Below are 17,861 nucleotides of genomic sequence, written 5' to 3'. Positions count from 1 at the left end.
CCTCAGCAGCAGCATGAACCGGCACCGGGCGACCTGTCTACCAATGGTAGAAAAAAGTCCCGGGCGGCTGCGCTGACACCCGCCGTCAACCGGTCGAATCGCCGATCTCGCGCACGGTCGTCCGCGGTAGCCGGACAGCTGGCGGCTGCGGTGGCGGCCGGCGAGGAAACCCGGGTCAGTTCGGCGAGCGAACGCAGCGCCCGCTCCCGGGCGGCGGCGAAATCCATCGTGTGGGCGAAAGCGGAGACGAATGCCGCGGTGACCAGTGCCTCCTTCGTCGGGAAACGACGGTAAAGGGTGGCCGGACCGACTCCCGCACGCCGGGCGATCTCGCGCATCGGCACGTCAATGCCGTCGGCGGCGAACGCTGTACGCGCCGCCACGAGAATGCGGTCCCGGTTGTCTCGGGCGTCGGAACGCAGCGTGTGAGGCAAACGGTCGGTCACCGCTCTCACTTCAACTAAGTGGACGGCCTGTTCCACTACCGTCCGGATCATGCGAGCATTGCGATTCTCCGAGTACGGCCCCACCAGCGTGCTGCATGTCGCCGACGTGTCCGAGCCGCACGCCGGGCCAGGGCAGATCCGGGTGGCCGTTCGAGCCTCCGGTGTCACCCCCGCCGACACCTACTTGCGCTCAGGCCAGTTCCGGGACCGGATTCCCCTGTCCCTGCCCCACGTGCTCGGCGTCGACGCCGCCGGCGTGGTGGACGAGGTCGGTGCGGGCGTCACCGGAGTCCAGCCAGGCGACGCCGTGTTCGGCGTCGTCGACCTCGCCCGGTACGGCGGCGCGAACGCCGAGTACGCCGTCCTGGCCGCCTGGACGACGAAGCCGGATTCGCTGAGCTGGGAACAGGCAGGAGGCGCTGCCGCGAACGTGGAGACCGCCACGCGTGTCCTCGACCGGCTGAAGGTCGCTCCGGGCACCACCCTGCTGATCGAGGGTGCGGCCGGTGGCGTCGGCACGGTCGCCGTCCAGCTCGCGAAAGCCCGTGGCGCGACGATCATCGGGACGGCCAGCGTGGGCACGCACGAATTCCTCGCCGGGCTGGGAGCGGTGCCGACCCGCTACGGTCCCGGACTGCACGAGCGGGTCACGGCCCTGGCCCCGGACGGGGTGGACGCGGTCCTCGACTGTGCCGGGTCCGGATCGCTACCGGACCTCGTGGACATCGTGGGAAGCGCCGAGCGGGTCGTGACCGTCGCCGATCTCAAAGCCAGTCAGCATGGCGTTCACCTGTCGCGTACCGGCGGACCAGGCGCGGACCCGCAGGCGCTGCACGGTCTGGCGGAGGCCGCGAGCCTCGCCGACCAGGGCCGCTTCACCGTCCCAGTGGCGGGCGTGTTCTCCCTGGACAACGCGGCCGCCGCCCACGAGCTGAGCGAAACCGGCCACGCCCACGGAAAAATCGTACTGACGCTCTGATCATGCCCGGACTCCGGCGAACCGGAAGCCTGCCCTGCCGAGGTGTCGCTATTTCTCGCCGTGCGGCGCCAGCCGCTGGGTGACCCGGTCGAACAGCTCCGTCAGCGGCTCGCTGACGTCCAGACCGAACTCGGTCAGCCCGTAGGTGACCTGCGGTGGCGTCGTCGGCTCGACCTTCCGCCAGACCAGGCCGTCCTGGACCAGCACACGCAGGGTCTGGGCGAGCATCTTCTCGCTGATGCCCTGGATGCTCTCGCGCAGTTCGTAGAACCGGAGGGCGTTGCTTCGCAAGCAGATCAGCACCCAGACGCCCCACCTGCTGGTCACGTGGTTGACCACATCGCGGGCGGGGCAGTCGGTGTGAAGCTCGTCATACCGCTTCTCGGTCTCGGCCCGGATGAACGGCGCACCTAACCCCATGTCATGAGCTTACCCAAAGGTATGTCCTTACCAAGAGTTAGCCCGGACTCCTACGGTCACGACCACAGCGAAACCGGACAAGGAGTCGATCATGATCGTGGTGACTGGGGCTACCGGGAATGTGGGCAGGCCGTTGACGCGGGCGCTGGCTGAGACGGGCCAGCAGGTGACGGCTGTGTCGCGGCACGCCGCGACGGTGCCGGACGGCGTCCGCCATGTGCAGGCCGATCTGGCCGAGCCGGCCAGCCTGGAACCCGCGCTGGCCGGGGCGAAGGCGCTGTTCCTGCTGTTGTCGGGCGATTTGCACGCCGTCGGAGCAAGCCCAGCCGACGTCATCGGCCAAGCCGCGGCCAGCGGCGTCCGCCGGGTCGTACTGCTCTCCACATTGGGCGTGGTGACCAGGCCCTTCGGCACGACGCGGATCGCGATGCGCGCGCTGGAGGACGCGCTGCGGGAGTCCGGAGTGGACTGGGCCATCCTGCGGCCGGGCGGCTTCGCCTCCAACGCCCTGTGGTGGGCCGAATCCGTTCGCGCACACCAGGTTGTCGCCGCCCCCTTCGGCGACATCGGGGTGCCGATCATCGACCCGGTGGACATCGCCGAGGTCGCGGCGGCTTGCCTGCTGGACGACCGGCACACCGGCGGCGTGTACGAGCTGACCGGCCCGGAGGTGATCACGCCGCGCCAACAGACAGACGCCATCGCCGACGCACTCGGCTCGCCCGTGCGGTTCCACGAACTCACCCGCGACGAGGCCAAGGCCGCCATGACGCAGAGCATGCCGGCGGAACTCGCCGACGACACCCTGGACATCCTCGGCTCGCCGACCCCGGCCGAACTGCGCGTCAGCCCAGACGTCGAACACGTCCTCGGCCGTGCTCCACGCCCCTTCGCCGACTGGGCCGCCCGTAATATCGCCGCGTTCCGCTGAGACCAGGCCGGGTCAATCTTGTCCTATGTGGACTGGTGTTGATGCTCGACGCCGCGGCGGAGGCTCACGCCATACGTCGCGGTCGGCGAGACCGCACGGGATGTCGGGTGGTCAACGTTTGGCCTACTGTCTCGTCTTGCTCACCGGCATCCAGCACGAACTCAGAAGCGAGTCTCAGACGCGGCTTCGCCTCAGTTCCGGTATGCGCAGCGCGGTTTCGCGGGCGAGCGTGACGGCATCGCCGAGTCCGTCCGGCATACCCGGGTCCAGCGCCTCCACCAACTCCTCGCAGATCACCGAGGCGCGTGTCAGGTAGTCGTCGATCCCCTTCTCGGGATTCCAGAAATTGTCGTTGACCCGTCCCAACATATCCATATCGCCGGGCACCGAGGCTCGCGCGTCGTCAGCCGAACGCCAATCGACACTCGGCAGGTTACGCCGCTCCATCTCCTCGTCCACCCGGGCACGCAATGACTCGACCTCGACCATGAACCGCTTTATGTTGCGCTCGAGCCCGTCGATTGTCGGAATATACAGAATATTTCCAGGACAGGCAGCCGCCACGGGCCGGGACGTCAACTTACGCTTCCCGTTCTCGTGCACGAATTCGAGAGTCAGGATGTAGACCGCGGTCGCAGCGGGTTGCGAGTACACCGACGTCGAACTGTGTTCGAACTTGGTACACAGACGCACGTGAATCCGGTCGGTCTCGCCACCGGCGATTGCCTGCGAGATACCGACGGTGACCCGTTCACCCTGCGCACGTGCGGGATCCGGAAGAGTGACGTCGTATGTCGCCGACGGCGGCATCATCAGCGGGCCGGAAGTGTCCACATAGGGAAGCAGATCCTCCAGGACACGGAAGCTTCTCGCCCATTTGATCTCCACCGTCAGCCGGGTCAGATAAGCAGGCTGCCCACCGGTGTTGACAAACTTGACGTCGACGACCGGATGATCGAGGGCGTACGACAGGTCGGGCACGTCGATATCGTGGAGCTGCACTCCCAGTATCTGACTGTTCGAGGACGACGCCGAATCAGATCCCGATTCGCCGGTCACCGCGACGGTCGGATAATGATCCTCCATTTTCACCCGCTGACGCGGCTTGTGCCTCGAGCGAAGGTTCATCAGTCCGGCGATGATCCCCGCGACGATCGCGCAGCTACCGGTGATAATGGCAGCCAGGACAACCACGTTCATTGATCAACCCTACGCGTCACGTTCGGCCGCCAACCGATCTGGCATCTCTTCGCCTTCCGGCCATATCCGCCTGGCCTCGTGATAGTACTGCCGGGCACGCTTCCGGTCTCCTTCGTGTTCCCAGTACCAGCCAAGGTTGTACGTCACGCGCGCCTTGGTGGCATCAGGCGCCGAGGCCTGATACGCCTGCTCCCAGAGTTCTCGCGCAACCTTTCCCCTGCCCTTGACGTTGTACTCGATCGCGCCAAGGTTCAGTTGGGCTCGTGGCACGTACTCCGGGTGACCGAGAGCAAGGACCACCCGATAAGTTCGTTCGAGCTCGTCGTGCGCGTTCCCAGGGAGCTCGGAACTGTGTTTCAGCGCCATCAGCGATGGCATTCTCGAATCAAACTTCGCGTTTTCGTCCGGCAGCACCCGAGCAGCTTCCACCAAGAGCTGCTGGGCCTCGTCGTACTTTTTCACCTTCAACTGGCAATAGCCAAGGAGCGTCTGCAGCTGAGCTTTCTCGCGGACGTCCTTGACCACCAGAATGGCATTGGAAAAGTGTACGACAGCGCCTCGGAAGTCACCGTCCTGGAGTGCTTCCGCGCCAAGCTGGCGACCGATGATGCCGCCCATGACCTCACTGAGCCCCAGAGGCATACCTATCTTGACCATCTACCGGCCGCCTTGGATACGTCGCATCGCGTAGTCCATTGGCGCACCTTACCGAACCGATGTGATCTACGCCTCACCGCCCCTCTGTCGGTCGTGTCCGGCGCCTGAAAATGATCAAGGCTGGTCTGGCCGGAATGTCAGGTCAAGACGTTGCCGTAGCAATTTCCGCACCTTGTCCTGCTCTGCTTGTCCACCGGAGTGACACAATTGGCGATGCTCATCGCTCCGGTGTCGTTGCGGCCGGTGCGCGAGAGCGCGCGGTCAGGAATCATCGTGGTCAGGTGGTGGGCTTCCTGCCTCGTGAGTGGTTATCCGTGTTCTAACACGGATAACCACTCACGAGGGGTGACCAGCGGTTACAGCATTTCCCCGGACGGTTGCAGGTATGGGACTGCATCGCGGGCCCGAACCAGGAGTGGAGCATGCCGGCCACCTGACGGCGGCCACAGCAGCAGGATGGAGTGAACCGTTCTTCGCTTCGAGAGGCTGGCCATGTACGAGCTCAGTGCGGACGAGACAGCGATCGTCGAGGTTGTCGCTGACTGGGTTGACCACGAGGTCAAGCCCGTGGTGCGAGAACTCGAACACGCCGGTACCTATCCGGAGGCGCTCATCGGGCAGATGAAGCGACTGGGCATGTTCGGCCTCGCCATCCCCGAGCCGTGGAACGACGCCGGTGTCTCCACTCCTTGCTACGCCGCGGTGACCGAGGAACTCGCTCGCGGGTGGATGAGCCTCGCTGGTGCCGTGGGCGGGCACAGCGTTGTCGCGAAACTCCTGCTCGACCACGGAACCCAGGAGCAGAAGGACCACTACCTGCCGAAGATGGCCACCGGCGAGATCCGGGCGACGATGGCGCTCACCGAACCCGGCGGCGGGTCCGATCTCCAAGCGATGCGAACCGTGGCACGCAAGGAGAACGGCGACTACGTGGTCAACGGCGCCAAGACGTGGATCACGAACGCCCGGCGCTCCGGCCTCGTGGCGCTGCTGTGCCTCACCGATCCCACGGCCGAGCCTAGGCACCGGGGCATGAGCATCCTGCTGGCCGGTAAGGGACCGGGCTTCGAGGTGTCCCGTGATCTGCCCAAACTCGGTTACAAGGGCGTCGAGAGCTGCGAACTGTCCTTCAGCGACTTCCGCGTGCCGCGGAGTGCGCTGCTGGGCACCGTGGAGGGTCGCGGCTTCGCGCAGATGATGCGCGGGCTGGAGATCGGTCGCATCCAGGTGGCGGCGCGAGCACTGGGCGTCGGTGCGGCCGCGCTGGCGGACGCGGTGCGCTACAGCCAGGAGCGCGAGAGCTTCGGTCAGCCGATCTGGAAGCACCAGTCGATCGGCAACCACCTCGCCGACATGGTGACCCAGCTGACGGCCGCGCGGCAGCTGGTGCAGTACGCCGCTCGCCGCTACGACTCGGGTGAGCGGGCCGACATGGAAGCGGGTATGGCGAAGCTGTTCGCGTCGGAGACGGCCATGAAGATCGCACTCGACGCGGTGCGTGTCCACGGTGGATACGGTTACTCGACCGAGTTCGACGTGGAGCGGTATTTCCGCGACGCGCCACTGATGATCGTCGGCGAAGGCACGAACGAGATCCAGAAGAACGTCATCGCGCGTCAGCTCATCAAGCGCAACCCGCTGCGGTGATGGCCGGTATCGATGCGGTCACATGGCGAACTGCTGCACAACCCCCACTGGCCATCAAAAGAAGCCAAGGTCGGTAGCGAGGCTGAACCGCTCATCGGACACACGGGCCGTCACACCTGGCCGGCGCCGCCGTTGGGGGCGGCGCCGGCCAGGCCGGTCTGGTAGGCGATGACAACGAGTTGCGCGCGGTCGCGTGCCTCCAGCTTGGTCATGGCGCGCTGCACATGGGCGCGGACGGTGAAGGGGCTGAGGTACATCCGATCGGCGATCTCCACATTGGACAGACCGGTCGCGACCAGAGCGACCATCTCGCGTTCGCGCGGGGTGAGTGCGGCGAGTTGTCCGGGATGGCGCGGTGGGGTGTCGACCGGCGTGGCGAGGAAACGGGCCACCAGGGAGCGGGTCGCGGCCGGGGACAGGAGGGTGTCGCCTGCGGCGATCGTGCGCACGGCGTCCAGCAGGCCCTGGGCCTCGATCCCCTTGCCGATGAAGCCGCTGGCCCCCGCGCGCAGGGCCTGGGCGATGTACTCGTCGGTCTCGTACGTGGTGAGGATCAGGACGCGGGTGGCACGCAGATCCGGATCGGCGCAGATCTTCAGGGTGGCGGTGAGACCGTCCATGTCGGGCATCCGGATGTCCATGATCACCACGTCCGGGCGCAACTCGCGGGTCAGCGCCACCGCCTCCCTGCCGTCGCCTGCCTCGCCGACCACGGTGATATCGCCTGCGCTGTCGAGGAGAGTGCGGAAGGCACCACGTAGCAGCGCCTGATCGTCGGCGAGGAGAACTCGGAGCGTGTCACTGGCCTCTGCGCTGGTGTTCTGTCCGGCGCCTGGTGCGTCGTGGGTCATCGGCCCTCGCTGTTGGTTGCTCCGTCAGTTCGCCGTGCCGCGTTCTCGGCGGCTGGCAGGGGCAGGTGGGCGGAGACGAGGAAGCCTCCCTCGGCCCGCGCGCCCGCGGTGAGGGTTCCGCCGACCGCGGTAGCCCGTTCCCGCATTCCGATCAGACCGTAGCCGGGTGGGCGATCCTGCGGCGTACGGCCGCCGTCGTCGGTGACGGTGACGGTCACGTGGTCGCGGTTCCAGGCGAGGTGCACCTGGGCGCTACCGGTGGCAGCGTGCTTGGTCACGTTGGTCAGGGCCTCTTGGATGATGCGGTAGGCGGTGAGGTCCACTGCCGGCGGCAGCGGCCTGGCTGTGCCGTCCTCGTGCATCGACACCTCCAGGCCCGCGCGCCGGAAGGCATTCAGCAGCGTGGGGACCTGCGACAGCCCAGGCGCCGGATCGGTGGGTTCGGACGTGTCGTCGGGCTGGCGCAGCAGACCGACCGTGGCCCGCAGCTCGTCGAGGGCATGGCGGGTGGTCTTGACCAGTTCCGCCAGGCTCGTGCGGGTCTGCTCGGGGCGGGTGTCGAAGAAGTGGGCGGCGACGGCGGCCTGCGCGTTGGCCAGGGTGATCTGGTGGGCTACCAGGTCGTGCAGCTCGCGGGCGATGCGGACCCGTTCCTCGGCCACCTTCCGGCGCGCCTCGCTGTCCCGGCTTTCCTCGGCCCGGCGTGCCCGCTCCTCCACGACCGCCAGGTAGGCCCGCCGGTGCCACGCCGAGCGGCCGAACACAGCGGCCACGAGCAACGATGCGGCCACGGTCACCAGTCTGCTTGTGTCCGCCCACGAAAAATCGGCCTCGAAGAAGGCAGTGGACGCGACCAGCAGCACAGCCGATGGGAGCAGGACTGCGACCGTCACCCGCCGTTCGCCGCGTACGGCGAGCGAGTAGGCGCTGATGACGACGGGGGCCACGATGAGCGGGGTCAGCAGCAGGCCCATTGGCGCGACAAGCATGCCGCACGCGGTCGTGGCCATCGTGGTGGCCACGGGCGCGCGGTGCCGCGCCAGGAGCATCGCCGACGACACCGCGGCGATGAGGTAGGTCGGCGTCAGTGGCGGTGCCACCGTGTCGTCGACGTGCAGCAAACCTCCGAGCAGGCAGACCACGAACGCCGCCGCGACGACCGTTCCCTCCCGCCACCACTTCCCCGGAGGCAACACACGGTCAGCGTACGGGACGGCCACCCCGCAGGCAGACCACGCACGCGCATGTAGTGCGTCCGCACTAGAAGCAGGCCGGGTTGGTTCACGTGCACCAGGCGAAGACGGTCTCGGCAAACGATGTGCGGCGCCGCCGTGGACGACAGGGTTGGTGAGGAATCGTCCGGCGGTGGGCCGGGACGGCAAAGCGGCAGGAAAAACGTTGAAGAACACCGGAGACATCACCGACGCGGTTCGGCTGACGGCCGTCCGCAAGCTCTACGGAAGGCGCGACAACCAGGTGGTGGCGCTCGATGACGTGACGACTCGGTTCGGCCGGGGAACGTTCACGGCGATCATGGGGCCATCGGGCTCCGGCAAGAGCACCCTGCTGCAGTGCGCGGCCGGGCTCGACCAGCCGACGTCGGGTTCGGTTCTGCTCGAGGACCACGAGCTCAGCGAGATGAACGAGACCGAGTTGACGAAGCTGCGGCGAGACCGGATCGGCTTCGTCTTCCAGGCGTTCAACCTGCTGCCGGTCCTGACCGTGCGGCAGAACGTGACGTTGCCGCTGCGGCTCGCCGGCCGCGAACCGGCCCGGGGCCAGGTTTCGCACGTGCTCGACCAGGTCGGCCTGGCCCAGCGGGGCAACCACCGGCCGGCCGAGCTGTCCGGCGGGCAGCAGCAGCGGGTTGCCATCGCCCGCGCGTTGATCAGCGACCCCGCCGTCATCTTCGCCGACGAGCCGACTGGCGCGCTGGACACGAGGACTGCGCGGGACATTCTCACGCTGCTTCGGCACTCGTCGCAGGCAGCCGGTCAGACGATCGTCATGGTGACCCACGATCCGGTCGCGGCGTCGTACGCGGACCGCGTCCTGTTCCTCGCCGACGGGCGTCTGGCCGGTGAGCTGCGCTCGCCGACCCCTCAATCCGTGGCCGACCGAATGACCCACCTGGGTGCTTTCGCCGACGAAGGCCCCCTCCCGCGGTTGGCGGCGAACCGCGGAGGGCAGCGCTGATGTTGCAGTTCGCACTCCGTACCCTGCGGTTCCGCGCGGGCATGTTCGTGGCGGCCTTTCTCGCCATGTTCTTCGCGGCGGCCATCATGATGGCCTGTGGCGGCCTCATCGAGACCGGCATCCGCACGGCTGTTCCGCCGCGGCAGCTGGACTCGGCCGACGTCGTCGTGACCGGCGACCAGGAGTACCACGACTCCGGCGGCGACCTCGACGAACCTCCGATCCTGCCCGAGCGGGTCCGTATCGACGCAGGGCTGGCAGGCACGATCGCGGCACTGCCTGGTGTGCGGAAGGCCGAGAGCTTCGTCTTCGAGGGTGTCGCGCCGACGGGCACGGTCGACGCGATCGGCGTGGTGGCCGAACCGGGAGTGGACATTCGCGAGCTTCAGGAGCGAATCGACGCCAAGCTGGACCGCGGAACCATCACCCTGGTCGGTGACGAACGGGGACAGGCCGAACTGCGCGAGGCCAAGGCGAGCGGCGTCACGGTGATGGCCCTGGCCGGAGTCTTCACCGCCTTCGCGATCCTGGTGTCGATCTTCGGGGTGGCTGCCATGCTCGCCCTGTCGATCGCCCAGCGCCAGCAGGACCTGGCGTTGCTGCGAGCGGTGGGAGCGACACCTCGTCAACTGCGCCGGCTGATCCTTCGCGAGACGCTGCTGCTGTCCCTGCTCGCCACCGCACTCGCCTACTTCCCGGGCCAGTTCTTGGGCGAGTTCGTGTTCGACCGGCTGGCCGAGCGCGGGATCGCCGCGGACGGCGTGGTCTTCCATCAGGGCTGGCTCCCGACCGTGGCCGCCATGGTGGTGGCGATCGTCGCGGCCGTGGCCGGTGCCCTGGGCGCCGGCAGGAGGGCGTCGCGGGTCAAGCCGACCCAGGCGCTCACGGAGGTCTCCGTCGAAGGCAGGCCGATCGGCGCCGGACGCATGCTCCTGGCGGTGATCTTCCTCGCCGGTGGGGTCGCCCTGACCATTGTGACCATCGCCGTGATCAGCGGACCACTCACGCCGGCCACCGCGGCACCTGCCGTGATTCTCCTCGCCATCGGGTTCGCCTTGCTGGCACCCGTGCTGACCAAGCTCACGACCTTTGCCGTGCAGTGGCCCGTGCGCGCATTGGGTGGTGTGACCGGCCAGCTCGCCGTGCTCAACGCACGTGGCCGCAGTGGCCGGATGGCGGCTGTGATGGGGCCGGTCATCCTGCTGACCGCGGTGTCGACCGGCATGCTTTACCTCCAGACGACGAATGACGAGGCCGATCGACGGAGCTTCGCCGACAACCTGGTCGCGGACGCCGTGGTCACCGCTCAGGACCGCGTCGACGCGGACCTGGTGGCACAGATCAACGACCTGCCGGGCGTCGCAGGCGCCTCGGCGTACGTCACCAGTGTCGGCTTCATCGAGAATCCGGATGACAGCTCGCCCGCGAACGAGGGCTGGACCCTCCAGGGCGTCACCGCCGAGGGCGCCACCGCCACCACACCAGTCGAGGTCACCGCGGGCACCATCGCCGACCTGCACGACGACACGATCGCGATCGGGAACCAGCACGCCGACAAGCTGGGCGTCGACATCGGCGACACGATCACACTGCGCATGGGTGACAACACCCCGCTCGACGTGCGGGTGGCCGCACTGTTCTCCGCTCCGGACGACTACGACACCCTGTTGCTCCCGGCCGACACCCTGGCCGCCCACACCACCGAGGGATACGCGAAGCGCATCCTCGTCAAATTCGGCGAGAACACCGACCCCGAGCGGTTGATGGCTGACCTGACCGAGGTAACGTCCGCCGCGGATGGTCTGACGGTGGCGGGCCGCGACGTCCTGTTCGGCGAATATGACGCCCAGAAGACGACCGCCAACTTCGCGATCTACATCATGGTGCTCATGATCGCGGGATACGCGGCGATCACGGTGATCAACACGCTGGCGTCGAGCACGACGGCGAGGCGGCGGGAGTTCGGCCTGCAACGGCTCGCGGGCTCGACTCGTGGTCAGGTGATGCGGATGGTCGGCTTGGAGGGTGCGATCCTGGCCGTCAGCGGCATCGCGCTGGGCACCGTTGCCGCGATCGGAATCCTGGTGCCGGTCAGCGTCAAGCGCCTCGACTCGGTACTGCCCGCCGGGTCCCCGTGGATCTACGTGTCGACGGCCGCGCTGACGGTTCTGCTGACGTTCGGAGCCACGCTCCTGCCCGCATGGCGCGCGACGCGTCGCAGGCCGGCCGAGGCGGCGCTCGCCATCGAATAGCCGCGGCGCCGACAGTCCGTAGCGGTGGTTTTCGCAAGAAAAGTCCGCTGACTTGCGAGTGATCGCCTGTCAGCGGACTTCGCGCGACGTGGAGCCGGCCAGATTCGAACCCAAGCCCCACAACCGCTGACTGTCCATAAAGGACTTTCGGCGGCGGGAACCGCGACGCCCCAGGCTTGGCGCACCTTGGCTACACCGCCTTGCGGCTAGGTCGTGTTTCGAATGTCCCGGTCGATGAGAGTCTGCCCCGGCCGGAGGCCGGAATCGGCTCGGTGGGGCGGTTCCTGGCGTCGCCGCGGGATCGCCGCGAATACTGGTTGTCTTTGGGCGGTCCCGCGGTGGCGTCAGGGGCCGCATCCGGCCCGGCTATCGCGATCGGGCATTTGAAACACGGCCTAGTTCTGCAACACCCTGGCGTCGAGGTGGCGATTCACCCGGCCGATCCGGGTGAAGACGCTGAACTGGCCATCCCTGGCGCCGGTGTGGCCGCCCCGGGCAGTGTTCCCGAGGAACCACGGGCCGCCGCTGTCACCGCCTGCCGAGATGTCGTCATAGGTGAAGTCCAGACCGCAGTAGCGATGGCCGCTCACCATGTGACAGTTGTCGATCATGGAGACGCGGGAGCAGCTGTACCCGGTGCTCTGGCCCCAATGGCACACGGTCGAGTCGAGCGGTGCGTTGGCGACGCCGGTCACCGTCCGGTCCTCGCTTCCCGCCCGGAACTGCTTGCTGGTCGAGTGACCGTTCCCGGTCAGGGTCCGGTGGAACTGGAAATCGATCGCGTCGTTCGCGGGCCGGCGCGGGTTGGTGCTGATGACGCCCGAGGTGTTGAGGTACCGAAGCGCGTTGGTGCAGTGCTCCGCGGTCAGCACACCCGTGTTTCCGGCGCGGCGTGCGGTGAATCCGCTGGTGCAGCGGTGCTCGCCGTTAGCGGTGAGGCTCCTCCCGCCTTTGACCACTGCTTCGGTGACCACGACGTCGGCATCATCGCGCTCGATCACAACGTCGACGGGAAGCTGGCCCCCGACGGTGCCCGCCGTCAGCGCCCCGTGGATGACCGGGTCGAGTGCGCTCAGCCGCGCCGTCCCGACAGACGCGTACTGAAGGCGCATCACGCGTCGCTCGTGGTCGTAGCCGGCCCCCGCCGACCGGATGACGTCGGAGCGCGCCGCCAAGGAGGTGGTGAGCGCGTAGGCCAAATCGGCCAGCTCCTTCGAGCTGGCCGGCGCACCGTAGCGCACTTCGGTGTTCACCGGCAGAAGCTCCAGCTCCGCAACGACATCGGCGCTCGGCTTGGAGGTGGTCTGGATCCAATGGGCGGTCGCCCCACCGGCGACGGGAACGCCGGCCCGCACGAACATGTCCGGCCTGGTCTCCTCCAGTTTGGTGGTGTACGCACTGAACTCGTGGATGCCCTGGTGCGCCGCGACGAGGGCGGACAGGTCCTGTCCGCTCGCTTTGGCGTACGTGGACAGATCACGCATCGTCGCGTCATCCAGAGCCAGTGCGGACAGGCCCTTCCCAGTCACCCGGACCGTGCCCGCCGACGGTGCGGGCCGCACTGACACGCCGAAACTCGCCGCGTTGTTCTTGATGTTGCCAGGGGCGGGAGCTGCCTGGACGGGAGCGGCCACGACCACCGTCGGGCCGACGGTGACCGCCAGCGAGGCGAGCAGGGTCAGTAATCGTCGCATCTGTTGTGTCCTCTCGGAAACCTGGTGACATCCAGCTCCGTCCGCTGAAGTACCCTGATCGTTGCGTTTCGCCGGTTCGTTGTGACCCAACGAATCCGCGAACTTTCGCCGGCATGGGCGGTCGGCCACCGAGGAGAACTATGCGCGGTCGGAACGGGCGGTGGCGGGTCGCCGACTTACCGACGACCGAGGCGGGCGTCGAGCGGGCGTTCTCGTACTTCATCGCGGGCGTCCGTCTGGGCACGATCGCGCAGATGATCCCGGCTGTTCACATCGGCATAGCGACGTCACCGGACGAAGCCGTCTACCTCGCGTGCTGGGCTGCCGCGGCGTTCGCGGCCGTCACGGTCAGCGCGGTGACACTCGCGCGCCGCCGCCCGCTTGGCGCGGCGAGTTCCGCGGCGGACTTCGCGCTGGCCTGCGTGTTGCTCGTCCTGGGGCCTCAGGTGCTGGCGCCGGGGGAACGCCTCGGCACCTGGGTCGCCTTCCAGCCGGCCTACGTGCTGTCGGTCATCCTCACGGCCAGCGGTGTCCGCAGCCGCATTCTCTGGGCGGGCGGCCTCCTCGGCATTGTCGTCTGCTACCTGGTGTATCTCAGCGGCGAGGTCGACGGAGACATGACTTCGACCGCCATCGGCAACGTACTCACCTTCGTGGTGTACGCGCTGGTCGCGCGCATGTTCTTCGGATACACGCGCCGCATCGCGCACGACGCTGACGCCTCGCGTGCCCACGCCGCGGAGTTGGCACGACGTGAGGAGGAACGACGGGCCCAGGTGATGATGCACAACGGCGTCGCCATCATGCGCCTGCTCACCGAGCCGGGGACCGATGCCGCACGCTCCCAGCTCATCGACCAGGCGGAGGTGGAACTGCGGCGTATGCGCTCCTACTTGCGTGGCCGAGCGCCGGACGAGGATCGGGCCGCCGCCCACGCATCAGCCCGTTCCGTAGTGCTCGCAGCGATGATCAAGCGGGTGTGCGACCGGTTCGCCGACTTGAACGTCGATGCCTTACTCGACCTCGGCGCCGACCTGAAACTTCCCGCCGCGCAGGCCGAAGCTCTCGAGCGCGCACTCGAAAGCCTGCTGCTCAACGTACGCATGCACGCCCGGGCAGATGCCGTCGTCGTCCACCTCGACCAAGGAGCGGCCGGGAGTTGGACGCTGACCGTGCGCGACGACGGCGTCGGGTTCGACCCGGCGTCGGTGACCACCGGGGTCGGCCTGCGCGAGGTCGTCGTGGGCGAACTGCGGCTGCGAGGGCTCGACGTCGAGATCGAGTCCGCGGTAGGTGAGGGGACAACAGTGACGATCTCGTCCGGCCCTGCGCAGTCAGCCGTTCATGCGGACCGGGACACTTCCACGGGCGCAGCATGAGGCCCCGGGTCGCGGTCGTCGATGACGCGTCGCTGATCCGTGAGTCGTTCGGCCTGCTCATGTCCCGTCTCGACGTCGTCGCCGCGGTCGCGACCGTGGAGGAGTTGGCGCGCCGTCGCCCCGTGGTCGATGTGGTCCTGCTCGACCTGCACTTGGCGAACCTCGAACAGCAGCCCGACGTCCGGCAGGGCATCGCCGCGATCCGCGCGCTGAGGGGACAGGGCTACCGTGTCTGCGTCTACAGCCAGGAGGAACGCCGCTTCGTCCTGGCGGCGTGCATCGCGGCGGGTGCGAGCGGGGTCGTCTCCAAGGCGCTGCCGACCGCCCGGGCCGAGCAACTCGTCCTCGACGTCGCCTCCGGTGGCACCGTCGTGCCACAGTCGGTCGTCGGCATACTTGAGGTTCTCGTCCGGCGCGACTGCATCACCCTGCTCAGCGAGCGCCAGCGTCAACTCCTCCACGGCCGTGCCCGCGGACTGACCTACGCTCAGATCGCCAAGCAGTTGTTCGTGAGCGAATCCACGCTGCGTGGCTACTGGCTCGACCTCACCCGGTCGCTGTCCGACTCCCTGCGCAGCCTCACTCCCGGCGAAATCGAACGCGCCCTCGGACTCGCACCGGGAGACCTCCTGGAATTCTGGTCAGGGGACGCGACTGACGTGAAGGACTGGTGGCGCGTCGACACGGGCAGATGAGTCCGCCCGGACTGCGTGACACGACATGCTCGGTCGACACCGGCCTGCCCCACTGGGACAGCCCGGATCGCCGGGTGCGACGATCCGGGCGTGAGGCTAGAGGCCGAGCTTGGGCTTCAGCCAGGCGGCGAACCGGTCGATCGCCTCGTCGGCCTCGGGCGCGTGCCCGGCGGCCATGTGGAACGTGTGCTGCATCTCCGGGAACACGTCCAACTGGATGTCCACACCGGCCTTACGGGCGTGCTGCTCCAGCATGAAGCTGTCGTCCCTCGGCTGCTCGTCGTCACCGACGTGGATGTACATCGGCCCGAACCCGGTGAGGTCGCCGTACAGCGGGTTGGCCAGCGGGTCACGCTTGTCCTTGCCGTTGAGGAACATCTCGACCAACTGGGCGCACATCTCCTTGTAGAAGAACGGGTCCTTGTCACGGTTGGTCTGGAAGGACTCGCCGGTCAGTTCCAGGTCGACCCACGGCGAGATGAACATCGACGCCGCGGGCAACGGCACCCCGAGCTCACGGGCGCGCAACTGCGTCGTCAGCACGAGCGCGCCACCCGCTGAGTCACCGACAAAGGCGATCCGTGACGGGTCGATGCCTTGGTTCCGCAACCACTGGTAGGCGTTCGTGGTGTCGTCGACCTGGGCCGGGTGGCTGTGCGCCGGTGTGTGCCTGTAGGTCACGAGCAGCGCACGGGCACCGACCTTTTTGGCCAGATGCGCATACACTTTCCGGTGCGAGTAAAGCGATCCACCGATGTACCCGCCGCCGTGGATGGCGAAGATCACCCGGTCCTGCTTGCTCTGCTTGGGAACGAGCCACATCGCGGGCACGCCGCCCGCGTCGGCCTCGATGTAGTCGACGCCTCCCGGCTCAGCGGTCAGATTGCCCCAGTCATCCGGATCGAGCTGCTCGCCCCGCTTCGCCGCCTCCGTCCAGGCCGCGTACATCTCACGGACAGCGAGTGATTCCTTGCTTGCCATCGTCATTCTCCTGATCCGGGGCGGTTGTGGAAAGCCTCGACACGCCAGGCGCCGCCCGTCCGGGCCAGCACCCGTGTTTCGGGAGACCTGGTCTCGGGCGCGGGTTCGGCCTGACCGGCGAACTCGGTTGTAGTGGTCATGTCTGTACAGACCCGGCGCCGGTCCGGAAGGAATCGGCCCCGCGGCCCAGGAATGCCAGCCACCGGGTCTGTTCGTCGGCGTCCGGCGGCACGGCGATCTCGGCGCCGAACCCACTCTGCCGACGGACGACGAACTGGCGCGCCCACGGAAACGAAGCCGTCAGCAGCTCGGGGTCCAACCGGACAGCAAGCCCGATCGGATACCCGATGTCCCAGCTGTGGGCCGTGTGATCAATGGCCAGACGCTGGACAACCGCCGACAGGGGCACCAGATCGTCACCCAGTCGAACAGGGCGGTCAAGAGAGTGGGCCTTGAGCGCCTTCCTGGCCCTGTCCCGGGCTGACCGCCAGGTCGGCATCGGGTCAGGCCCGGCCATCTCCCCGGGATGATCCGCGCCAGGCGCGCCTGTCCTGTTGTCATATGGCATGCCGGTCGCCCAGCAGCGGAGTTGCTCCTGAAACCAGATCACGTGCCCGGCCACGTCGCGGATGGTCCAGCCCGGACAACAGGAAGGGGCGTCCCACTGATCCGGCCCGACTGCGGCCAGCACCGCGTCGAAGCTGTCCTGTGCCCGGTGTAACGCTTGCACTGCGTCCATGAATCGTCCTTTCGGCCGCGTCAATCCGCAGTGCAGACCTGACCGGCCGCCGAAAGGGAGCGAATCCGTGGTCGTTGACCTACGGTTTCCCGCGGCTACACGCCTGGATGCGCTCGCGCGGAGTCGTCACTGCGCCACACGGCCGCGAGCAGGGCTCGGCAGGCGTTCGTGTCACCCTCCAGCCGCACGCGCCCGGCCGCGACGGCAGCGTCCACCCCGACTTCTCCCGCCATCAGCGCCGCCAGGGTGGCGGCGTCGGTGTTGATGACCGTGCCGGTGGGGACGGGAGCGTTGCCACGCGTGATCTGGACGTCCTCGCCGATCGAGACGGTGAAACTTTCCCGGCCCAGCCGGACATCGAAGACGCCGCCGCCCGGGGCGAACGCGGCGGGCTCCAGCGCGCCGAGCATCGACAGCATCAGCGAGTCCGTGCCCATCTCACCCTCGGGACGCGATACCGGGGACTGTGCGCCCCACAGGCCGAGCGCCAGGACGATCGGCTTCAGCCCAGCGCCCCACTCGGTCAGCTCGTAGACCTGGGACGCCGCAGGTGGCGGCAGCGTCCGCTTGCGCACCACGCCGGCCTCCCGCAGGTCGTTGAGGCGTGTCGTGAGCACGTTCGGCGGCACTCCGGTGAGACCCACCTGGAGGTCGGTGAACCGTTTCGGGCCCAGCAACAGGTCTCGGACGATCAGCAACGCCCAGCGCTCGCCCACCAGATCCAACGCACGGGCTACGCCGCACGGGTCGCCGTAGCTGCGTTTCGTGGGCACACGGCCAGTGTAGCTCGCACT

At 67.7% G+C, this 17,861-nt stretch carries 18 protein-coding genes; 7 read left to right on the top strand and 11 right to left on the bottom strand.

Features of this window, described 5'->3' with window-relative positions:
• Window positions 1-2 precede the first annotated feature (2 nt).
• Window positions 3-497, bottom strand: a complete 495-nt coding sequence (locus GC106_RS24465; RefSeq protein ID WP_173135118.1) for a helix-turn-helix domain-containing protein — start codon at window positions 495-497, stop codon at window positions 3-5.
• Here GC106_RS24465 and GC106_RS24460 point away from each other — a divergent pair.
• On the top strand, window positions 496-1,425 hold the full coding sequence (locus GC106_RS24460; protein WP_173135116.1) for an NADP-dependent oxidoreductase: 930 nt from the start codon (window positions 496-498) through the stop codon (window positions 1,423-1,425). The two genes, GC106_RS24465 and GC106_RS24460, sit on opposite strands and share 2 nt — an antisense overlap.
• 48 nt (window positions 1,426-1,473) lie before the next feature.
• Here GC106_RS24460 and GC106_RS24455 read toward each other — a convergent pair whose 3' ends face one another.
• On the bottom strand, window positions 1,474-1,845 hold the full coding sequence (locus tag GC106_RS24455) for a winged helix-turn-helix transcriptional regulator (RefSeq protein WP_173135113.1): 372 nt from the start codon (window positions 1,843-1,845) through the stop codon (window positions 1,474-1,476).
• Window positions 1,846-1,936: 91 nt separating this feature from the next.
• On the opposite strand from GC106_RS24455, the gene GC106_RS24450 reads away from it, so the two are divergent.
• Window positions 1,937-2,776, top strand: a complete 840-nt coding sequence (locus tag GC106_RS24450) for an SDR family oxidoreductase (RefSeq protein WP_173135110.1) — start codon at window positions 1,937-1,939, stop codon at window positions 2,774-2,776.
• Window positions 2,777-2,950: 174 nt separating this feature from the next.
• Here the strand turns inward: GC106_RS24450 and GC106_RS24445 are convergent, their stop codons facing one another.
• Both GC106_RS24445 and GC106_RS24440 read right to left on the bottom strand, forming a co-directional pair.
• The gene (locus GC106_RS24445) at window positions 2,951-3,976 is read right to left on the bottom strand and encodes a hypothetical protein (RefSeq protein ID WP_173135107.1); all 1,026 of its coding nucleotides are present in this window, start codon (window positions 3,974-3,976) and stop codon (window positions 2,951-2,953) included.
• Between the two features lie 9 nt (window positions 3,977-3,985).
• Complete coding sequence (locus GC106_RS24440) at window positions 3,986-4,594, bottom strand: tetratricopeptide repeat protein (RefSeq protein ID WP_173135104.1); 609 nt, start codon at window positions 4,592-4,594, stop codon at window positions 3,986-3,988.
• 531 nt (window positions 4,595-5,125) lie between these two features.
• Here GC106_RS24440 and GC106_RS24435 point away from each other — a divergent pair.
• Window positions 5,126-6,280 (top strand): acyl-CoA dehydrogenase family protein, encoded by a 1,155-nt coding sequence (locus GC106_RS24435; protein ID WP_173135101.1) that lies wholly within the window; start codon window positions 5,126-5,128, stop codon window positions 6,278-6,280.
• A 110-nt stretch (window positions 6,281-6,390) separates the two neighbouring features.
• On the opposite strand, the gene GC106_RS24430 is transcribed toward GC106_RS24435, so the two are convergent.
• Both GC106_RS24430 and GC106_RS24425 read right to left on the bottom strand, forming a co-directional pair.
• Window positions 6,391-7,131 (bottom strand): response regulator transcription factor, encoded by a 741-nt coding sequence (locus GC106_RS24430; protein WP_173135098.1) that lies wholly within the window; start codon window positions 7,129-7,131, stop codon window positions 6,391-6,393.
• On the bottom strand, window positions 7,128-8,327 hold the full coding sequence (locus GC106_RS24425) for a sensor histidine kinase (RefSeq protein ID WP_217280900.1): 1,200 nt from the start codon (window positions 8,325-8,327) through the stop codon (window positions 7,128-7,130). Before GC106_RS24425 ends, GC106_RS24430 begins: the two co-directional genes overlap by 4 nt.
• A 202-nt stretch (window positions 8,328-8,529) precedes the next feature.
• Here GC106_RS24425 and GC106_RS24420 point away from each other — a divergent pair, with 202 nt between their 5' ends.
• Both GC106_RS24420 and GC106_RS24415 read left to right on the top strand, forming a co-directional pair.
• The gene (locus GC106_RS24420; RefSeq protein WP_173135092.1) at window positions 8,530-9,327 is read left to right on the top strand and encodes an ABC transporter ATP-binding protein; all 798 of its coding nucleotides are present in this window, start codon (window positions 8,530-8,532) and stop codon (window positions 9,325-9,327) included.
• Complete coding sequence (locus GC106_RS24415; protein WP_173135089.1) at window positions 9,327-11,579, top strand: ABC transporter permease; 2,253 nt, start codon at window positions 9,327-9,329, stop codon at window positions 11,577-11,579. Before GC106_RS24420 ends, GC106_RS24415 begins: the two co-directional genes overlap by 1 nt.
• A gap of 395 nt (window positions 11,580-11,974) precedes the next feature.
• Here the strand turns inward: GC106_RS24415 and GC106_RS24410 are convergent, their stop codons facing one another.
• On the bottom strand, window positions 11,975-13,273 hold the full coding sequence (locus tag GC106_RS24410) for a S1 family peptidase (protein WP_173135086.1): 1,299 nt from the start codon (window positions 13,271-13,273) through the stop codon (window positions 11,975-11,977).
• A 140-nt stretch (window positions 13,274-13,413) separates the two neighbouring features.
• Between GC106_RS24410 and GC106_RS24405 the strand changes: the two genes are divergently transcribed.
• Together GC106_RS24405 and GC106_RS24400 are read left to right on the top strand one after the other, a co-directional pair.
• Window positions 13,414-14,652 carry a sensor histidine kinase gene (locus tag GC106_RS24405; protein ID WP_217280899.1) on the top strand — a complete coding sequence of 413 codons (1,239 nt, stop codon included), beginning with the start codon at window positions 13,414-13,416 and terminating at the stop codon, window positions 14,650-14,652.
• A complete protein-coding gene (locus tag GC106_RS24400; RefSeq protein ID WP_173135083.1) occupies window positions 14,649-15,347 on the top strand; it encodes a response regulator transcription factor in 699 nt (232 codons plus the stop codon). Before GC106_RS24405 ends, GC106_RS24400 begins: the two co-directional genes overlap by 4 nt.
• A 96-nt stretch (window positions 15,348-15,443) precedes the next feature.
• On the opposite strand, the gene GC106_RS24395 is transcribed toward GC106_RS24400, so the two are convergent.
• The 4 genes from GC106_RS24395 to GC106_RS24380 all read right to left on the bottom strand — a co-directional run bounded on the left by GC106_RS24395 (window position 15,444) and on the right by GC106_RS24380 (window position 17,840).
• Window positions 15,444-16,328: an alpha/beta hydrolase gene (locus GC106_RS24395; protein ID WP_173135080.1), complete on the bottom strand. Its 885-nt coding sequence runs from the start codon at window positions 16,326-16,328 to the stop codon at window positions 15,444-15,446.
• 2 nt (window positions 16,329-16,330) lie between these two features.
• Window positions 16,331-16,468 (bottom strand): hypothetical protein, encoded by a 138-nt coding sequence (locus GC106_RS24390; RefSeq protein WP_173135077.1) that lies wholly within the window; start codon window positions 16,466-16,468, stop codon window positions 16,331-16,333.
• Window positions 16,465-17,067, bottom strand: a complete 603-nt coding sequence (locus tag GC106_RS24385) for a TIGR03086 family metal-binding protein (RefSeq protein WP_173135074.1) — start codon at window positions 17,065-17,067, stop codon at window positions 16,465-16,467. Before GC106_RS24385 ends, GC106_RS24390 begins: the two co-directional genes overlap by 4 nt.
• A 95-nt stretch (window positions 17,068-17,162) precedes the next feature.
• Window positions 17,163-17,840, bottom strand: coding sequence for a winged helix-turn-helix transcriptional regulator (locus tag GC106_RS24380; protein ID WP_173135071.1), 678 nt, complete (start codon window positions 17,838-17,840; stop codon window positions 17,163-17,165).
• Between the last annotated feature and the right edge of the window lie 21 nt (window positions 17,841-17,861).

Origin of the sequence: Kibdelosporangium persicum (assembly GCF_013280595.1) — a bacterium.
In the GTDB taxonomy this organism is placed as follows: Bacteria; Actinomycetota; Actinomycetes; order Mycobacteriales; family Pseudonocardiaceae; genus Kibdelosporangium; species Kibdelosporangium persicum.
The sequence above is the reverse complement of the archived record's forward strand: the minus strand, read 5'-3'. Positions and strand labels throughout refer to the sequence as shown.